General features: G+C 39.6%; 13 protein-coding genes and 1 other annotated feature. Of the genes, 3 read left to right on the forward strand and 10 right to left on the reverse strand.

Translation table 11 applies throughout. The features are described 5' to 3' along the window. Positions 1–95: 95 nt before the first annotated feature. Entirely contained in the window at positions 96–854 is a 759-nt protein-coding gene (locus tag QE450_RS10400) for an SDR family oxidoreductase (protein ID WP_307299137.1), read from the reverse strand. Positions 855–1,109: 255 nt separating this feature from the next. On the opposite strand from QE450_RS10400, the gene QE450_RS10405 reads away from it, so the two are divergent. After that, positions 1,110–1,703 carry a TetR/AcrR family transcriptional regulator gene (locus tag QE450_RS10405; RefSeq protein WP_307302664.1) on the forward strand — a complete coding sequence of 198 codons (594 nt, stop codon included), beginning with the start codon at positions 1,110–1,112 and terminating at the stop codon, positions 1,701–1,703. Positions 1,704–1,712: 9 nt separating this feature from the next. Here the strand turns inward: QE450_RS10405 and QE450_RS10410 are convergent, their stop codons facing one another. The 7 genes from QE450_RS10410 to QE450_RS10440 all read right to left on the reverse strand — a co-directional run bounded on the left by QE450_RS10410 (position 1,713) and on the right by QE450_RS10440 (position 16,510). Beyond that, positions 1,713–1,937 carry a bacteriocin immunity protein gene (locus QE450_RS10410; RefSeq protein WP_307299139.1) on the reverse strand — a complete coding sequence of 75 codons (225 nt, stop codon included), beginning with the start codon at positions 1,935–1,937 and terminating at the stop codon, positions 1,713–1,715. Positions 1,938–1,959: 22 nt separating this feature from the next. Next, a complete protein-coding gene (locus tag QE450_RS10415) occupies positions 1,960–3,822 on the reverse strand; it encodes a sensor histidine kinase (protein WP_307299142.1) in 1,863 nt (620 codons plus the stop codon). Next, a complete protein-coding gene (locus QE450_RS10420; RefSeq protein WP_307299144.1) occupies positions 3,819–5,486 on the reverse strand; it encodes a response regulator transcription factor in 1,668 nt (555 codons plus the stop codon). Before QE450_RS10420 ends, QE450_RS10415 begins: the two co-directional genes overlap by 4 nt. A gap of 6 nt (positions 5,487–5,492) precedes the next feature. After that, positions 5,493–6,857, reverse strand: coding sequence for a glycoside hydrolase family 140 protein (locus QE450_RS10425; RefSeq protein ID WP_307299146.1), 1,365 nt, complete (start codon positions 6,855–6,857; stop codon positions 5,493–5,495). 201 nt (positions 6,858–7,058) lie between these two features. After that, positions 7,059–10,256, reverse strand: coding sequence for a glycosyl hydrolase (locus tag QE450_RS10430; RefSeq protein ID WP_307299149.1), 3,198 nt, complete (start codon positions 10,254–10,256; stop codon positions 7,059–7,061). 63 nt (positions 10,257–10,319) lie between these two features. Then, on the reverse strand, positions 10,320–13,040 hold the full coding sequence (locus QE450_RS10435; RefSeq protein WP_307299152.1) for a glycoside hydrolase family 2 protein: 2,721 nt from the start codon (positions 13,038–13,040) through the stop codon (positions 10,320–10,322). A gap of 164 nt (positions 13,041–13,204) precedes the next feature. Then, complete coding sequence (locus QE450_RS10440) at positions 13,205–16,510, reverse strand: chitobiase/beta-hexosaminidase C-terminal domain-containing protein (protein ID WP_307299153.1); 3,306 nt, start codon at positions 16,508–16,510, stop codon at positions 13,205–13,207. Positions 16,511–16,850: 340 nt separating this feature from the next. After that, positions 16,851–17,096 (forward strand) — a binding site (T-box leader). A 103-nt stretch (positions 17,097–17,199) separates the two neighbouring features. Here QE450_RS10440 and QE450_RS10445 point away from each other — a divergent pair. Then, the gene (locus QE450_RS10445; protein ID WP_307299154.1) at positions 17,200–18,375 is read left to right on the forward strand and encodes an aminotransferase class I/II-fold pyridoxal phosphate-dependent enzyme; all 1,176 of its coding nucleotides are present in this window, start codon (positions 17,200–17,202) and stop codon (positions 18,373–18,375) included. A gap of 43 nt (positions 18,376–18,418) precedes the next feature. On the opposite strand, the gene QE450_RS10450 is transcribed toward QE450_RS10445, so the two are convergent. Both QE450_RS10450 and QE450_RS10455 read right to left on the reverse strand, forming a co-directional pair. Beyond that, entirely contained in the window at positions 18,419–19,042 is a 624-nt protein-coding gene (locus tag QE450_RS10450; protein ID WP_307299155.1) for a hypothetical protein, read from the reverse strand. After that, on the reverse strand, positions 18,963–19,595 hold the full coding sequence (locus QE450_RS10455) for a saccharopine dehydrogenase NADP-binding domain-containing protein (RefSeq protein ID WP_307299158.1): 633 nt from the start codon (positions 19,593–19,595) through the stop codon (positions 18,963–18,965). The genes QE450_RS10450 and QE450_RS10455 overlap by 80 nt, the downstream gene beginning before the upstream one ends. A gap of 332 nt (positions 19,596–19,927) precedes the next feature. On the opposite strand from QE450_RS10455, the gene QE450_RS10460 reads away from it, so the two are divergent. Beyond that, positions 19,928–21,052 carry a LuxR C-terminal-related transcriptional regulator gene (locus QE450_RS10460; protein ID WP_307299160.1) on the forward strand — a complete coding sequence of 375 codons (1,125 nt, stop codon included), beginning with the start codon at positions 19,928–19,930 and terminating at the stop codon, positions 21,050–21,052. The last annotated feature ends 46 nt before the right edge of the window (positions 21,053–21,098 follow it).

The raw sequence follows: 21,098 nt of genomic DNA on the forward strand, positions 1-21,098 counted from the left end.
ATATAACACAAAAAAGCATTCCAGATTCACTCTAGAATGCTTTACACGTTGTGATTACTTTATATTCGGTTAGATATTATTCAATCGTGTATATCTTAATAGGCTGTCCAACCAGCATCAGCCACAATCACTGTCCCATTTACAAAGCTAGCATCTTCTGAAGCTAAAAACAAAGCCACTTTAGCAATATCTTCTGGCTGACCATTCCTAGGATTTAAGCCCATGCCAATCATAGCCCGTTCCATCCCAAATGGATTCGGTTCACTAATCGTAGTGCCAATATTAGTAGCAACACCGCCCGGAGCAATCGCATTGCAACGTATCCCTAATGGAGCATATTGAAACCCGATATTTTTGGTTAATCCTACAACAGCATGCTTGGAAGCAGTATAAGCCGCTCCTGCTCTTGATCCATTTAATCCACCTGCTGAAGCAATATTGATAATAATCCCGCTTTGTTTCTCTGTAAAAATAGGCAATGCTTGACGGACTGTTCGCATCGTTCCTGTTGTATTAATCGCAAATACTTTTTCCCATAATTCATCAGTTACATCTGCTGCCGGTACAAAGTTATCCATAATGCCTGCATTATTTACGAGAATATCTAGTGTGCCATAGTGTTCAACCGCTGTTTGAATAAGCAATTGCACTTGCTCTTCTTGCGTGACATTGGTAGCGATAGCGACAGCCTCGCCACCTTGAGCCAAAATATCATCAACAGTCAATTGTGCTGAAGCTTGCGCAATATCAGAAACGACCACTTTAGCGCCTTCCTTTGCAAACAGTAAAGCAATCGCTTTACCCATTCCTGAAGCGGCTCCTGTAATAACAGCAACTTTGTTCTTTAATCTCATCGTGATTCCTCCCGCGATCTATGGCTTCTATCGTTATTAATCAACATCTGTTGGTTAACAAACATCTGTTATAATTATCTTAAAATCTAAAACATAGACATGCAATCAGCAAAAAAGAATCATTATGTTGAAAAATAAACAGTTATCATACTGATTGTTGATTATCTTTTTTTAGACTCGATAAAATTACAGACTAATCACAGACTAATTATTGATCAATGACGAAATGATGCCAGACAGAGGAGAGTCACTATGATAGATCGACGAATACGCAAAACCAAACAAGCGTTAACAGATGCGTTGTTATCATTGTTGCAAACAAAAGAATTTCGCAGTATTACCATCACCGATATCGTCACGATAGCAGACGTGAATCGTGGTACATTTTACAAGCATTATACGTACAAAGAAGACTTGCTCGACGATATTATTGAACGTGTAATTGTTGATCTCAAAGATTCGTATGAAGAACCTTATCGTCATGTCAGCACATTAATTATTCAAGAAATGGTAGCATCGGCTATTAAGATTTTCGATCATGTGGCGACTCATCGGAACTTTTATCAGTTGATTACACATTCCAACGCTTTGCCCGGATTTCAGCAACGTATTTGTTATGAATTGCAACAGTTGTGTATTCAGGATATGCACAATGTAGAAGCGATTCGCACGATGAATCAAGCAGGGATCAATATCGATCTATATGCTAGTTATCAAGCTTATGCTATATGGGGACTTATTATTGCCTGGATCCAAAATGACTTCCAATACAGTGCCAATTATATGTCTGAACAGCTACTACAGATCATTACTCAACAAAATGGACACCGGAATAATCCCTTATCTTAGTCTATTGGTTCAAGATGGCGGTGGTAAAATAATCGGCTGATATGCTAACGCTTCGTCTACAATTTGAGTCGGTGTCCACTCTTCTTCATTCCAGAAAATCAGATTGCTGATCTCAGGATGAGGTACATGTTGCTGTACAATAGTTAACCAATCATCAATCTCTGCTTCACTGCCTTCTGCGCTGATAATGCGTTCAACCCATTCTATTAATTCGGTTCGTGTAAGCTGGCTCATAGTGATTCGGATATCCTTTCTTTTATAAGATATGATCTTTACTTTCTAATAAGCGAGGTAAATGAATAGCAACTTCTGCTCCATAAGGAACTTGAGGTAATTGAATACCATACTCTTTGCCAAAATAAAGCTGTATGCGCTTATTCACATTATATAATCCGACACCACTGCTGTATTCTTGTTGTTCCGAAGTATAGCTGTCTCCGCTCTGCAACTGATTATTTAATTGTTCACGCATCTGTGGATCGAAGCCACGACCAGAATCTATCACTGAAATCCACAGATCATTATCCTGTTCATAGACTTCTATCGCTATATCAATCACGTTATCATCCGGTCTGCCTGATTTGGTCGAATTCTCAATCAATGGTTGCAAAATAAAGCGTGGAATCCGATAGTCCAAATAAGAAGGCTCAATGTCAAATGTGAATGTAATCGTATTGTTAAAGCGATAATTGATAATTTTGATATAATTCTCCAAATAATTAATTTCATCCCGTAGACTACACATCGTATCTTTACTTGCAAATACAGGACGCAAAATATTGCCTAATGCTACTACACTATTAACAATGTGATCTGCTTTTACAGCGGAAGCCATCCAGCGAATCATATTGAGTGTATTGTATAGAAAATGCGGATTGATCTGATATTGTAACGCTTCAATTTCTAATTCGCGTCGTTTCTCTTGAATCTCATTATTGCTACGAAGCAATTCTACGATACTCAGCGACATCTCGTTAAATCGCCTCATCACCATACCAAATTCATTGTTAGGAATCGTTGTAAATGTTACTCCTAATTCTCCTTGACTGACATTTTTCATTTTGTGAGCCAATAAATGAAGTGGACGAATTAGTTTACGTAACCAAAAATAAGTCGCGCAAAAAATAACCAGAATACTTAATGAGAATACGATTAACATAATCCGCTGTACTGCAGTAATCTGTTCTGAAAATAAAGTTAATGGCACTTCACGTACCAGATACCAATTGGCATCTTGCAGTTTGTAATAGACGACTTGTAACGGCTCATGATCACGCGTAATATCATAACTACCAAAATTAGCATAACTGTTTTGTAGCGGACTATAAGGACTTTGTGTACCTACTTGTTCAGCCCGATTAGCCGAAATAATCACGCCTTGCTCATTAACAATATACATATCTCCTTCTGCCATATCAAGAGAAGCTGCATACGTAGAAGCCAAGTACGTTTCATCAATATTGAATACCAGTGTAGCATTGGTACGTGGTTCATAAATAGGTCTAACTCCACGAATCAAGCTCACCAGATTCCCATCATATTGATCCACATTATAAGGATTATAATAAGATTCTTTAATTCCGCCTTCGATAATCAGATTAGGAAAAGCTTGCTTGGCTTTCTCATATCCATCGGATTGAAAAAAGCGATCGGTCCATGTTTGCTCTCCATGTACCAGTGTCTGCGTGGTATTGCCCCCTAATGCTCCCCGCGTATCTGAAATGATATAGATCGAATGAATATAGTTATAATTGCTGATAAAATTGGTGATCCGCCCATAGATCGCCTTTTTCAAATCAATCATATCGATTTCTGTGTTCATATTCGTGTTTTGAATATAATTCTGCACATGATCATCCAGCAGAAAAAGCTTGGATAAGCGATCTACATCTCCTACAAGACTATGAATATTATGATCCAATTGCTGGAATTGTTGTAATAGTAATTTTTCGTTTTGTTCTTTGATCAATCCCAACATAAATGAATATAGCGAATACGAAGCAATCGAAAATACGATAATACTAATCGCCATAAAAAAGACGATTAATTGCGTACCCAAATGTTGTACTTTACCGATTTTTTTAATTTTTTGTATTTTACGCCAGCGTAGCTTTTTCATAACGAGCCTTTCAGCGATTCAGATGGTGAAGAATGATGTAAATTAGAAGTCCCTTCTCCTTGTGTCCAATATTGACGGCGATATTCGTTAGGATTCAGTCCGGTTACTTTTTTGAACACCTTACTAAAATACGTATATTCTGGTGAAAATCCGACTTGAGCTGCAATATCGTACGATTTGAGCGAAGTTCCGACTAATAACTCTTTTGCCCGTTCGACCCGGTAGCGATTCAGATAGTCTATAAACGTAATTTGCAATTCTTTTTTGAACAAATTACTCAAATAACCAAAACTCAAATTCACATGGGCAGCCACTTGTTGCAAACTTATATTTTCGGTGTGATGTTGCTTAATATATTGAATCGCTTTGGTAATTTCACTGCTCATATGCATCATTGTGCGTGATTGCTCTACCACTTCAGACAGATATAATTGAATTTGGGCAAGCATTTCAGGCAATGTATCACACTGTTCTAGCTGATCTGTAATATTGAACAAAATCGTTTTTTCATTTTGATGATAATCATATAGACTGGTACTGATCCATTGTACCAATTGAAATAGCAAATGCTGAATCGATCGCCGATCTGCATACAGATGTTCATCCAGTATACGGATATAATCGTCATATCGCTCTTGCTTCATCGGAGATAATAATTCGCGTAAAGGACGATACAGACGAATCTGTTCTAATTGAGCTTGAATCGGCGCAACATCTATATGTTCCTGCCCTGTATGATACAATCCTGTACCGGTAAGAAATTTATGCTGTAATCGTTCATAAGATTCTACATACAAGCGAGGAAGCGATTTGTAAGCGTTATCTATTTCGCTAATACCAAAAGAAACTGAACTATTAAAATACGTTCCGATCACATGTTGTACCCGTTGTAAAATTAATAATGTCTGCTGACGGATCTGTTGCTCGGAGAATATATCTTCAAAGCTCAGCAATACAAGATAATGGGTCTCATCAATATACAGACTTTCTCCTTTTTGAAAAGCAGTCGTAATTTCATTTAACATATTAAGTAATGTCATTTTGATTAGATGACCATGTTCATCTTTAAATTTTTGCTTTAATTTGGAATAATGATCCACTTCCATCATACAAGCGACCAGACGTACAGGTGACAACTGCATCTGACTCTGTACAGCAAATCGTTCAAATTCTTCGACAGAATAGATACCGTATAACAGGAAATCTTTAATATACTTTTCTTTGATCAATTCAATATTAGAAGGCAATAATGAAGGGCGATCTTCGACTACTCTGGTACGTTGCTGATGATCTAGTTCATTACGAATCGTCTGTAATATCGTTTGAATTTCTTCTTCAGTCATCGTTAGTTTGAGGATATAACCGGATACGCCTAGAGACATTGCTTTACGCGCAAGTTCAAATTCTTCCAGACAAGATAAGACAACAACCCGAGTCGATTTATCTTCTGCACGCACATGAGCAATCAATTCCATACCGTCCATTTTGGGCATTCGAATATCGGTAATAATAATATCAGGGCGCTCTTGATGATACTGCTCCCAGGCACTTTGCCCGTCTGGAAGATCAGCAATCACCTGCATATTGAACTTGCTCCAGTCTACTGAATTTTTCAACCCGATGCGTACAAGCATCTCATCTTCTACGATCATCACTTTATACATTCAACCTCACTCCTTACGTACAGAATGAATATATAACACCCAATCCTGACCTCGTCCACTGGATGGAGCGATTAGTGTATGTACTCCATCATTCGCTACTATATCGATCGGATATAATTGTCCGCTTCGTGGACAATACCAGTTCAGACTGACTTGATCTGTATTCAGGATACCTAATCTTACTTTAACATACAGACCTTGAGGGCAATAGACTAGAATATAATCTACGCCACGACTAGCCACTTGATAGTTAGCTCCTGCAAAGTTAGCTGTTACTACTGATTGATCAGGTACACCTGTTACAAAATCAACCGATTGCATCAGTTGGCGCAACCACTTCATCTGCTCAGCACCAGGACGAGTTAATGCTTGTTGCCACGACATTATAATAAAATCACCAATTGCATCCAATGCTGTAGAAGCATACATCCCATCACTCATACACCATACTGAATGATGCCCATACGTATACCCCAGTGAACCAGCAAGTACAGCATAATAAGCAGTCTGCCGTACATCTACCTCGTCAAAATATCCATTACTGGCTTGAAAATCTATCGGAATATCTTCATAACAGGGTTCTGCTTCAAGTACAGGTTTGATCGGTTGTAATTCATAATCATGCTGGATCATCACATAATTATTACGTACACCTGCGGCATGACCGGATTGAATCATATGAAAGTCTAGCCACGATTTTGGATGTACATATTGAGATGAAGAAGCTGAACCTTTGGGATGAAATGTGATCAGATGAGTATGACCATCACCTGCTTGTAATCCTTCTGCTAGACGATCGATAATCTGTATATGATGAGGTTGATCAAGCGAACGATCACCACCGAGTACCCAGACAATATTATTACAATTCCGATACCGTTCTCCTAACCATTGTCCATATGTATATGCGTTATCTGCTGTAAATATTTCAGGGCCTTTTCCCCATAACTGATTGTATTTATCACCCCATGTCGGTAAAAAAGCAATATAGATGCCAAGTGTAGCCGCTGTATTTACAATATAATCAACATGATCCCAGTACGAGTAATCTCCTGTAGTATCAGGCAGACAAGGATCATATACCCCTGCTTTATTCATTAGCAAAGGCATTCTATGATAAGCATTTCCTGTTGTGATACCATCAAGCTCAGCTAGCGCGACAGCCTGCACAACATTAAAACCTTGCTCTGCCCGGCACGTTAAATACATCAATGCTTGTTCTCGATCCAAGCGGTGAAATAATTCCCATGCAGTATCCCCTAACCAGAAAAAAGGCGTACCATCTTCCTGTATAACAAACCGCTGATTCGGACTGACTTTCAAACGAGACATCTGCGGAATAGATTCATGTTCATCATATATTTTACTCATATCTATAACACTCCTCTCAAACTCAAACTCAAACTCAAACTCAAACTCAAACTCAAACTCAAACTCAAACTCAAACTCAAACTCAAACTCAAACTCAAACTCAAACTCAAACTCAAACTCAAACTCAAACTCAAAAAAAGGATGCAACCGCTGATGTATGATTGCAACCTTTTTTTGGGATATTGTCTGAACTTTATATTTTTAATACACAGAAATAACAGGGTTGCTAGTTAAGCCAAATGTCACCATACAATAACGTGGTGTATAGATATGTTCGGTATCAATATCACCATCTGTCCAGCTCGGTGTATCTTTAAAGCTATCCGGCCCTACCATCGTTAACTCTCCGCGAATATGATGATGCGGCCCTAACAGATTACGACAACTGGAAAATAATTCGATAATCACTTCATTTGCACCGCTCTGCACATAAGAAGTAATCTCCACCTCATAAGGAGCCCACAAAAAAGTATGCACTTCTTGCCCGTTCAACCATAGCTTGGACAATACCGCATCAGGACAATCCCACTGAAAATAGATTCTGCGATCTGCTATATCTTCTGGTAGCATTATAGATTGTTGTAATTTTACATTACCTGCATAAAATAAAAGCCCTTGTGTAGTTAAATCTCCTGTATGCGCTGTAGGAGTAACTTCTTGCAGTACAAACTCCCCTTGAGTATACAGACTATGATTGTCGCCTGTTTCGTATTCATACGGGGTAAGACTATGCACATCAAAATCTCCCAAAATATAAATACTTTCAATCTCTGCTTCATAACTCAACTTGTTGCTTTCAGATTCAAAGACTTGTGCTCGTGCTACCGCATCAAATGTGGTTTGTGAATTTTGAAAATGACGTTCTAAAACGATCTGATTCACACCTTGATGCAAATGATTTTGAATATTGATTTTGCGAAATGAAATATCTCGCCACCATCCACTATCCTGAAGATCTACAGATGTTCCATTGATAGTCATACGATAATAGTGAGGTTGTTCTATCACCAGATACATTTCTTGATGATTTTGAGGTTCATATTGTAGCTGTACTTCAAAAGACAACCCAATATCAACTGCTTGCCCTATTTTCACTAATTGATCTTGCAAAAAAATAATCGGTTGCGGTTCACTCCATTCATTTTTATCGATCTGTAATCGACACCGATCTAAAGTTAAACTGTTCAGATCACTTCGCATCACTTGCCAGTTCGAACTCATTTCTACACTATGCTGGTCGCTTATACCCGAACGAGAATGTAGCGAAGATTCAGCAATCGGTAACAGATCAGTTGCTTGTTGAGCTGGCAATATGCGAAATAGATAAGATTGAGCTGGTGCAAATGTAAGCTTGATATTCATAGTATGACTATCACTTGGAACGTTTATTGCAGTAGATACAGTATGAATATCACCTGTTTGAAGATTGATCTGCTCTAGATGCCCCTGACAAGGAAATTCAATCTCTGTCGTATAACTGATATGACGATCAGTATTGACGAGATAATATAATTCGTATTGCTCCAATGTACTTCGCTGGGTCAGAATCGGAGAATGATCTGTCGCAGATAAAGATATTGACTCTTGCTGTGCAGGTACAATAGGTGTGAGCTGATGAAGCTTGATCGTCGCAGATAATCGTTGATCCAGTTCATATGATATTAATTCTCGATCAATATTCAATACAGTTACATGATGTTCAAGTTGAAGCAGACGTTGATCTGGTTGTCCATCAATCAAGACAGGTAATGTACCTAGAGCTATCGCCTGTCCTCCTTGTGCTAACCATGACAGTAACAAGTCTATTGTCTTACTCGCTATCGTTATCATCGGAGGCAAAATGACTAATTGATACGAAGCTTCACCTATCCACAATTGCTGATCTTGTATACGCCCATGATGAGCTATAATCGATTCTGAACCGTAATCATGACTACGCTGAAGTTCACATAACCATTGACTAATTTGCACAAAATCTTGATGTATCCGTTCACCTTCGGTATTGATCTGATCATTATAAGCAATCCATGACGAACGAATAGGATGTAACAACAGAATATCAATATGCTTTTGACTTTCAGCCATTAGCATAGATAGTCGCCCAAAATAATCATTAAACTTATGATATTCTTCCCACCATGGTTGCTGATAATACAATGAAGGTGGATAATCCCGTTTACGGATTCCACGCAAGCTATACCCTTCCAAATGTTGACACATCAAATTAACACCATGTACATATTGCCATTCTGCAATCCATTTTAGATCTGCAAAAGATACATTCCATCCACTACAGCCAAATGTTTCAGATAAGACGAATTTCTGACCTAATTGATGTGCAACAGAACTTACTTGCTTGGGTGTTAATGGATGATCGATGCCTCTGCCTAACCAGTCGATTCCCGGAGTCTGCATATACTCGTAGGAAGCCATAGCGTCGCCTACAGAACCGACTTGAGCTGTCAAATGATCTTCACATACCACATGCCCGGTCAAGCGTATATGTCGCTCTTCACACCAATCCCCTATTTGCTTCATAAACGATTGACTGAATAATGCGGTAACCAGTTGCCAAAATTGATAGCGAAATGTTTCATATCCTTTGCTTTCTTGAAAAAGAAGAGGTAATTCGGTAAGAAGCGAATATCCATATGTCTGTTGAAATTGCTGTTCTAATGTAAAAGACCATGGAATCTGATAACGTCCATATTGAGGTTCATCTGTAAATACACCTGCAATCGCTTGTCCAAAATGGGTAGCAAATTGTTGATGATATTTCTCATACGTAGATTCGATAAAAGCTTGTACGACTTGGGCATCTAATGTATCGATATAGTATGGATTCACTTCATAATAAGCTCGATATTGAGCAATTTCTTTATAGCGTTCGTCCAGCACAACCCATTGTTCATTTTCGATTCGATACCATGCAATTGTATTATCATCTTGTATATTATGATCTTCTTGTTCTGATAGTGCTTCTAATTTAAGCCATTTTTGCTGATAGTCCAGCCCTAACTGGGGCACTACACCATCGGCGAATCCGCTAGGCCAACCATTTTCGTCATAACACCAGACATTCATTCCTAATCGTTGCCCTTCTTCAATACCTGCCTGAATACATTCCATCCAACGTTCGCCCATGTAAGGTGTTTCTAATCCTGCACGAGCGTGCATAATATATCCACCTAAGCCAGCCGCTTTCATTTCACCGACTTGTCGACGAATTTCTTGCGGGTCGAGATCATCATTCCATGACCAGAAAGGAATCGCTCGATACATCGTTGGCGGATTCAGCAATGTATCAAATATTGATACCGAGGATTGCTGATCAATATTAGGCTCTGCTGATTGATCTGTTGATATATGATTATTGTCTATCCATGAAGATCGGTTCATCTATATCTCCACCTTTGAAGTTATCTGCTGATTAGTAGTAGATCATACGCAATAAAGTTCTCATTATTGAGACTGAGAATAAGCTTGTCCTGTATAACTATTCCATGCTTTTACGTGCAAAGAACGATGATCGGTTACGCCGATCCAGCGACTTTCTCCGGCATCTAACCAAAAAAAGTTATCACTTGCTACCAAAATAGACTGCTCTACATCATCCGATTGGTTATACAACTCTACGCCTACTGCGGGTAATGTCCCTGTATTTTTCACTTCAATCTCATAGGGAAAATCAACAGAGGAATGCAATAGTGACATCTTAGAAGCTTGAGGCTGACCTACTGTTAACGAAGTCTGTGGTAAGTTCCATAGCACTCCCTGACGATCAGCAAAATTTAACCAGTAAAACGTGCGACATTTGACTTCATTACCCTGCATAATCTCAGATACGATCAATAACGGAGACTCTGCTAGTGGTGCCTGTTGAAGTTCGATAGTACCGATAAGATGTACTGATGGCACTGTGCCTTCTTGTTGCCAATTTTCTGCCTGAATCACTTGTAATTGCTGGTCATATACGCGTACCCCGACCGACCATGACTGATCTAATACCCCTTGATCGTCTAACACGTAGACAGGTAACGACTGATCTTCATGAGGACTGTTTAATTTGTTAAATAACACAGACGCTAACAACGGTTGATAAGCATCCTGTGTAAAATAGTGCGACATTTTCGGTACCCCGTACCAATCAATCGTCGCCCACGATACGCCGATATACACATCATTTAATTTATAAGTCACTACACCTATTTCATCTGGAAAATGACAGCGAGCAGATTCCATTTTGTGACGTAATGAAGTGACTTGAGCAAGCTGTGTTCCGATAACAAAGTGCTCCAATCGATCACATATTATAAATGCATCTGCAAATTCTGATAAAATGCGTAACTCATCCCGTGTATCAAAAGCAGGAAGATGATGATAAAAACTTTTGTCCGGTAGTGGAGGCCATTGCTGCTGTTCTTCTGCTGGCATATAACGCAATACCGATTCCAAGTTAGGTGCAGATGCTAATCCAAATTCACTAAGCATAATACCGCCCAAATTAGCGTAATAATCAAAGCTATATGCTGGTGTCCATCCATTCCATACAATATGATCATGTGTACTTCCACCCCATGGATCAGTGCGGTGAAAAGGTCGAGTATTATCAAGTTCTATACTGTAACGTCCCATCATCTGGATAGCTGGATGATCTAGTTCAGTACTGGTCTCATTGCCACCACACCACATCACAAGAGAAGCATGATTGCGCAATCGTAATGTATTGAGGCGCACTGTTTCTTCTAAAACGTCCTGCGGTTGACGCGCATGACTTCCCCAACACGTCGGCCACTCTTGCATCACCATAATCCCTTTGCGATCACATAGATCATAAAAATCATCTGTCTCTGGAATACCCCCACCCCAAGCACGCAAAAAATTAGTATGTTGTTGAGCCGTCAAACTCAAAAAATGATCATATCGTTCTCTTGAAAAATCCATCAAGGCATCTAACGTGCACCAACCACTGCCCTTAATAAAGACAGCACGATCATTTACGGTTAATGTCCAGTTGTACATATCGGCTTGCTGACCGCAAGGTAACGGTTTCATTTCGATATATCGTAATCCAAATGTAATCTCTTGTTGATCTATCAATACAGGATTGTGCATGATCATAGAATCTTCTGATATAGCTGGACTATCTGGAATAAATATTAGTTGTAATCGGTATAAATATGGCTCACCCATATCTAGCGGTGACCAGAGATGTGCATCTGGAATCGTCAATTGTAGATGTACATTACGAGTGTAATAAGGAGACACATGATCTGGTTCAGATAGATAAGAATCCTGTTGGATAGATTGTTGGAACTTGATCGATTGCCCTGCAAAATTATCAGGAACAATTTCACCATACAACACACCTTTATATGCTGATTGCTGACTTGCTAATGCAAAAGCAAGATCAATCTCTCCTTGTTTGGCTTGAGCGGTACTGTTTACTTGAACAAAAGGATGTTGGATCTGGACTAACGGAATAGCTTCAATACGTACAGAACGCCAGATACCGACTGCTGGTAAATTCACATAGTGCCATCCGTAATTACAATTAAATACAACTGTCGACTCCCATATATTCCATTCATTGCCGAGTGGTGCTGGATGAACTTGAACGATCAATGTATTGGTCGACTGCAACAGGGAACCCAGATCATATATCGGCCCACCAAATGCTCCTTGATGCTCACCAAGACGAGTACCATTTAACCAGACAACACATGATGGAGACACACCTTCAAAGATCAATCGGGATGAAGCAAATACAGCGATATCTTCGATATCAAACGTACAGCGATACCACCATGTCTGATGACTATACTGTTTGGCTTGAGCGGCATGTTCACCAAACGAAGGATCATCTAATATACCAGCTTGTACTAACCCTTGATGAATACTGCCCGGTACAGGAACGGAAATAACCGATTCCCACGATTGATAGATTCTTTGTTCTGCTTCACCTCCCTGCACCATTTCCCAGTTACCATCTAAATATTGTTGTGGAGCTTTTATATAAGATGGATTGACAGAATAAGTAGCTAGTAAGTCATTCATATTATTTGAAGAAGATGTTGTAGGTTGTACTGAGATTTTTGCAGCAGGTGCATCCCATGGTGTATGTGTAGCAGCAAAGCTTTGTCGATCTTGTTCATCAAGACTGCGGGCTTGCTTTAGATTCATATTGTGATTCTCCTCTTGATAACAACAACCGATAAGACAGATAGAGAGCGGTCGTCTTATCGGCAATTGTTATTTTATCTGGGTAAAGTGATCTGTATGAGATACCTATTCATGATTCACAATTACGTTTTTACGTTTTCATCTTTCACTTTTTTATAAAAGTATTATTTTTGAATGAGTTTGACTTGATCGATAAAAGCAGTATTGTCTCCAGTCGATGTAGTAGCTACGAATTTGATAGTGTGCTCTCCGGCAGTAACTACAAAATTATTAGTTGTATATGATGTATATGTGCCTGATGTTGGCGAATATGAACCGACCACTTTGTTATCTACATATACATCAAATGTTTGCGTTCCTCCTACACTGGTTCGTTTGGCAGCTTGAAATGTTAATGCATAAGTGCCTGCTGGAAATGTAATACTTTGACTAATCGATCCTGCTACTCCACTATCTGTTTTGAGATAAGCCGTTTGCACTCCGTCTGGAGCATTGGCGGCTGGATTGAATACACTACCATTACGCTGAATACCTGAACGTGTACTGAATACCCAATCGCTTGTAAAAGGGCCTACTTTGGTATTGGTTGTCGTAGGGTTTTCAAAGCTTGTATTGGCTATTACCGCTTCAGGATTTGACGGTGGTACTGGTGTATCGCTAGCTAACTGGATCGAGATTTGATCAAGAAATGCTGTATTATCGCCTGTTGTGGTTGTCGCTACAAATCGTATTGTACGTTTTCCATTAGCTGTAAAAGCATTGGTAGTATACGTTGTATAATTACCAGACGTAGGAGCATATGATCCGATCTTGGTCTGATCTACAAACACATCAAAAGTCTGTGTTCCTCCAAAACTGGTTCGTTTAGCAGCTTTGAAGCTAAGCTTGTATTCCCCTTGAGGAAAGTTTAGTTGTTGCGTAATACTGCCCGATACACCGCCATCGGTTTTGAGATAAGCGGTTTGTTGTCCTTCCGGTGCTGTAGTTGCGCCAAAAGCACTGCCGTTTCGCTGTACTCCAGACCGACTATCGAATGTCCAACCACTTGTAAACGGCCCTGTTTTGGTTGTAGACACTGTTGGCTTTTCAAAGCCTGTATTATAGATCGCTACAACAGGTGTCTGCTCGGGTACATCATTGGTATAATAGCAACGCTTCGGTAGATTAGGTGTTGGATCACCACCAAAAGCTTCATCTGTACATGCTACGCCATTCGTAAATGTGCCATATTTGAATAATCCATCTGCTCCATAGGCTACACTGGCTGTGCCGTCAAAACTACATGTACCCCCTTCATACATACAGAATTGATACCCTTCAGGTCCTGTGCTATTTTGCAATATTTTGTACAAAGCAGAAGTAACACCCGAAGCAGTTAATCCTGATTTAAACGCTTTTGCTTTGAATACTTTTGTTCCACCTTCAGGTAAAATAACAGGCTTGGTATAAAGACTTGAAGAAGTGGTAGGCACACTACCGTCTAACGTATAACGAATCTCTGCTCCTGCTGTGCCTGTTTTTACAGTGACCGCTTCAGATGTATCATACACACCGGACTTTAAGCTCAGTGTTGGTGCGTCTACCCGACTTGCTATCGATTGCGGAATAACCTTGATTAAAGCAATTCCATATCCATTCGGGTCTGCTACACTTGTCGCTTTGATAGCTACCAATTTCTCGGTCGTCACATCAGGTGGAGAATATACGCCGGTACTGCTGATTGTGCCATTGCCTGATCCAACCACACTCCAGGTCACATCTGTCGATGCAGAAGAAAGTGTATATTCTTCGGCTGGAGTAGCATACGTATCTGAAGTTGCTGTAGTGGTCGAATCATTATTGACAATATCCTGTTCAACTTTCGTTTTTACGTCATTTTCAGTAACAGGTAATATATCGTCTGTAGTATACGTATCTGCTGCTACACTTGTCTGACTATAACTAGCGTCAATCACTGTCGCATTCAATGTTAATGTACTGCCTGAAGCTACGGTTGATTCGATCGGTGTCATCTTCACCTGTGCCTGTGGCTTCGCTGTTGTATAAATAGACACGTTATATTCGCTATTGATAGCAGAATCGGTGAATGATTGGTTCGCTGTAAATGAATTTTCTACTGCTGGCAATAACGCGTTACCATCGCGCTGTACATCATCTTGATAATTCATTTTGTAAAAAGTTTTGCCGATCATGGTTGTTCCAAAATCGAACGTAACATTTTTACTTTGTCCACTTTTCGATTCCAATACAATCGTATAATTACCATCTTTGGCTTTGAAAGCGGCTGCACGAATATCGCTGGCTCCGCCTGTATTTACTGTAAGCACCTGACTGTGTTCAGGTACATATCTAGCTAACAATCCGGCAGAATAATAGGTTTTGTTAGGTTTTAGTCCTAACGGTAATCCATCCCACATCGTATAACTGCCGTTTGTATCACCATCAGGATCAGAAGTCCATGCACCGTTAAGTTGCCACATTAGTGCTCCTTGCAGACCATCATTAGCAGCGCGAATGACAGAATTGGCAAAGCCTGAATCCCAATTGCTCGCATTATCATCGCCCCATCCAAATTCAGTCATCACAATCGGCTTGGAACCAACTGCTGATTTGCGTTCTGCGATTCGTGCTCCCAGATCGTTATAGCTGGCTCCATAGACATGAAAAGTATATGCATCAAAGACATCGTCTGCATTTTGCTTCATGTATTGTGTCCAATCGAGCGCTCCTGTTTCTTCCGGTCCCCATAACTGAATCCGATCACGTAATCCATCTGCTTTTAACTGTTCACTAACTGCCCGAGACATTTGAGCAAAATACGCTTTCTGATCGGTAGGTCCTTCAAAATCCCAGCTTCCATTAGGTTCGTTATAAAAAGTCATATATTTGATATTGTCGTATCCACGCTTATTGATTAATTCGTTCAACAATGCTGAAGCAGAACGAGCATACGCCGGTAGATCAGTCGGTGCGCTGACATATGGATCTTTTAGATTAGGAAAGTTAAACCAGCTTTGAATACTGGAACCTACTTTCCATCCAAAGTTCAATTCCACTTCGGTTCCTGACGCTTTTAAGGCATCAATATACTGATAAAATTTTTGCATTTTTTCACTGTTCCATGTGTATGTTCCTTTACTTGGTTCCATCCAATCCAATTGAAACCAGACACGAGCTACTTTGGGTTGAAATTGATGAATCCGTTGCGTATCCATCGCCCAATAAGCGTCGTTATATCCATATTTAGCACCCAGCGCCATCAGATTGGTTGGAATAATATTAACGCCGATTCCCAAAAAGTCGGACTGAACTACATTTGAGGTGTTAATAGTGACTGTGCGGTTAACGTCTGCTGACACTGCTGTTGAAGTTGCTGCCAAAAGAGGGCTTTGAAAACATGGCAGTAAAAGGGATAACATTAAGATCGCAATTCCAATACTACTGCATACCGATCTTGCTTTTTTCTTCATCCTGTTCTCTCCTTTTATGATAAGAATAATAAACAGTTCGTTTGTGAGCTTCTTAAGCATATTACAAAGATAGCGCTTACAAATTGAAGAATCGTTAGAATTAATTGAATAATCTACAGATCTATTTGATTATTTCTGCAAAAACTATTGAAAAATCTAATGATCAACTTGAACAAAATCACAGCGTAATCCAGTCTCCCAAATTCTTATTTTCCAATTCAGGTATTGCAATTCTAAAAAAGAGGGATTATACTAAGCCTACGATTTTGATCGATCAATCGCTAATCGTTTTTATCTATTGCATGTAATGATTCCACTTATAAATAATGATGAAATATATACACATTCTATGACGAGAAAGAGTACGCTTGTAATCTGATCTACAGAGAGTTGGGTACGGTGCAAACCAACGTTCAGATGCTAGCTGAAGCCATCTCCGAGAAGCAGGCTGAAATAACCAACTAGGTGCTGCCGCATGTCCAGCGTTAACGGGAACACGTATTGATAGATACGTAGCAGAGTGTCATTTTGTGTACGCACAAAGTGGAACTAGGGTGGTAACACGGGTAAAAGACTCGTCCCTTTTTAGGGACGGGTCTTTTTTGTTTTCTTTTCCCTCATCCTCTACTGAATCTTATACGTGAACAGATCGTTATTCACTATTCAAAGACTTTTGAGGAGGAACAACCATGACAACATCAACTATTAGCCAATTTTTAACCCCTTCTATACAGCAAATGAAACCTTCAGGTATTCGCAAATTTTTTGATTATTCGTCAGAACGTACCGATATTATTTCACTTGGTATCGGTGAACCTGATTTTCCTACACCTCGTCTAGTACGTGAAGCTTGTGTTCGTGCGCTAGAAGAAGGCAGAACAACATACACTCATAATGCTGGCTTACCTGAATTGCGCGAAAGTATCGCTGATTACTTGCATACGAATTTCAAAGTTAATTACAATCCTGTCCATGAAATGATGGTGACCATCGGTAGCAGTGAAGCACTTGATCTAGCATTACGTGTATTGATTAATGAAGGTGATGAGATTCTTGTCCCTGCTCCCTGTTATGTATCGTATTCACCGATTACGAATCTAGGTGGCGGTGTTGCTGTTGAGGTAGAGACGTTTGCTCAGCACAATTTCAAATTGACACCTGCTTCACTACTTGCAAGTCTCACACCACGTTCCAAAATATTGATTTTGAGCTATCCGAGTAACCCGACAGGTGGAATTATGACGTATGAAGATTGGTTGCCGATTGCTAAGATCGTCGAAGATCATAACCTAGTTGTGATTACCGATGAAGTATATGCAGAATTAACATACGGGCAAAAGCATGTGAGTTTTGCAAGTCTACCGGGTATGAAAGAACGCACGTTGTTACTTAGTGGCTTTTCCAAAGCTTTTGCTATGACTGGTTGGCGTATTGGATATGCTTGTGGCCCTGAAGAATTAATTCAAGCTATGCTCAAAATCCATCAATATACCGTTATGTGTGCACCGATTCTAGGTCAGATTGCTGCGCTGGAATCGCTCAAACCTCATGGTCTAGCTGCAAAAGATGAAATGATGGCTTCTTATAATGCTCGTCGTATATCTTTTGTACAAGGATTACGTCAAATCGGGCTACAATGTCATGAACCACTCGGTTCCTTTTTCGCTTTCCCTTCTATCGCTCATACAGGTTTAACTTCAGAACAGTTTGCAGGTCGATTGTTACAAGAAGTGGGTGTATTGGCTGTACCGGGTACAGCATTTGGTAAAGGTGGCGAAGGATTTATACGTTGCTCTTACGCTACATCTTCTGTGCAATTAGATGAAGCATTAGAACGCATGCGTCAATTTTTGCAGACTCTTTAGTAGATCCTTTTATAGATAAATCCAGTGATGTATAATCAATCATTTAGAGCTGAACTGATATTGAAGATTCAGCTCTATCGATTGGATCATGTTCTATTCCCCACTCGATATGAATCACTTGTTGCAGACGTGTGATGACTTGCTCCCAGCTTATTTGCTGTTGTAGATGATAAATACCGTAAGGCATATTTGAAGTATAGAGTATCTCTGCGACAATCGCTGTCACTTCAGCAGTAACAATCGACTGATGATAACCTGTTACCCAACCAGAGACCGATACTGATTGATTGTCGTATAAGCCAATCGCTTCTGCTTTGATACCATATTGCTCAATCCCTATATGCACATTGCTAAATATAGCCACAATAGCTCTACGTATCCATGGGATTGATAATAAACGAAAACAGCCTATTTTTTGCAGACCAGCGATTATTCTGGTTATTGCTACTGAATCAAATCCAAGACGTGTAGATATGGTTGGTATCTCTGTTGTTCTGGCTAATGCTTGTTGATCTGAAAATGGAAAACGATATACATATTGATAAGGTAATGCTGTGCCCAATGACACCTTGCGTCCTTCGGTAAAACTATGAACTTCGCTCCATTCTCCTTGCTTTTTCACCGAAAAAAAGGTATTCGACTGTCCATTCGATCGCTGCTTGACCATGATGTTCTCCTAATCCTAATACAACAGACAATTCTAGATGATCGATATGATCCAATAAGGTACAGACATACTGTGCTAGTAAATTGGTTAATCCCGGTGCCAGCCCTACACTCAGTAATGCTGTCGCTTGCCAAGAAGCTGAATTCAGTTGTTCTAGCTGAGATAGAAAAGAATCTTTAGCCGAAATATCAATATAATGAATACCTGCACTCAAGCAATATTGCACCCATATCGTATCATGCTGATCCAGACACATAATAACTAATTTTACGTTTGACCATTGATATAATTGTTCAAATTGATCTTGAATATGAGGCTGGATAATGATATTTGATTCTACATAATCATGATCTATAGTACTAGCTGGATGTTGCTGGATATCCCATTGTAAAGGTTTTACTTTTCCATGAGTTGCACGGCTAAATTGCTCTGCTCGGGCTATATTTCTTCCCGCAGCATACACTTGTTCTGGAAATAATTCACTCAAGCGCTGACAAATAGTCTGCCCTACACTTCCATATCCTCCTACAACAACAATCTGTTCTTTTTCCATCGGTTACACCCCTACTGTTTATCTCTATATTTTGGATATGATTTATGCCTTGATTGCACTGGCAGTCCATCTTCTGTTAGCCTGTATAGATACTCATAATCTGGAATCTTGTGATAAATACGCTCCATGTACTGTTCTGCTGGGGAATTGTTACAGCTTATAGATATATCGGAATTGGTCATCGTCATGCTCCTTCTGGTATAATCGGTAACTATTATTAAGTATATACAGTTATCGTAAGATCACTATCCCAGAAAGATGGGATTTGTATCGCACACATGAGCAAAGATAGAACTGATAGGATAGAAATCTAACAAAGGTAGGCGATCATTATGAATACACAGACTTACATGCAAAAGCTCGAAGAATTCGCGCAACGTTCTCATTCTTCTTATGCGTATATCCACTCTTTATTAGAAGAATTAAAACCAATGATTCCTTTTGCAGGTGCTTGTTGTACAAATATTGATCCGTATCGCTTACTGTCTACTGGAGCAGTAGTCGAACACAATATCGAGTCGATTCATCATCAATTGTTAGCTTATGAATACGGACATGAAGATATCAATCACTACGATGAACTGGTTTATTCTGATCATCCTGTAGTGACATTGCATCATATTACAGAAGGTCAACCTGAACAGAGTTCGCGATATCGAGATATTTTGGAGCCTGCTGGCTTTGGAGATGAATTACGGGCAGCGTTATTGTATAAAGGTAAATGCTGGGGATATTTGACCCTTTTTCGGAAAAAAGATCAGTCTTTATTTAGCGAACAAGAATGTGGTGTATTAAGTGAAATTGCTCCTGTGATTGCCCGGCATTTGCGTCAATTCAGTCTAGCGATTCCTTTTGTCAATGAGATCAAATTACGTTCGCCTGGCATTATGATGTTCTCCGAACAATTAGAATTGTTGTCATCCAATTCGGATACTTGCCACTGGTTAGACGTATTACGTCAACATGAAGGCATTACCGAATCTGTACTTCCACGTCCTATTCTTGCGGTAGCCAGTATGGCATTAGCTGATTATACTCATACAGCAAAATCATCACATCAGTGGGAGCACCCTTCGACAGAGAACTCACCGATTCAAGTATGTGTACCTGTACGTCAACATGATTATGTACATATTACAGCGTATGGTCTGTATGGCAAGACCACCGGTATCCAATTGATGATAGCGATCCAATCGGCTTCTCCACTTGATATTTTGCCGTGGATGATGGAAGCTTATCATTTATCTGAACGTGAACAACAGATTGTCGATCAAGTGATCGAAGGATTATCAACACGCAAAATTGCTGATATTTTGCATATTTCACCGTATACTGTGCAAGATCATCTCAAATCTATTTTTAGCAAAACAAAAACGACCAGTCGTAGAGAACTGATCGCTCGTCTATTATCCCGAACAACATGCACAGAAGATAATAATATACCTTTATCATTATAAAATCTCGACATAATAAGTAGACATTACACATATACATGAGATCTTC

The organism is Paenibacillus sp. SORGH_AS_0306 (genome assembly GCF_030819345.1).
Taxonomy (GTDB): Bacteria; Bacillota; Bacilli; order Paenibacillales; family Paenibacillaceae; genus Saccharibacillus; species Saccharibacillus kyungheensis.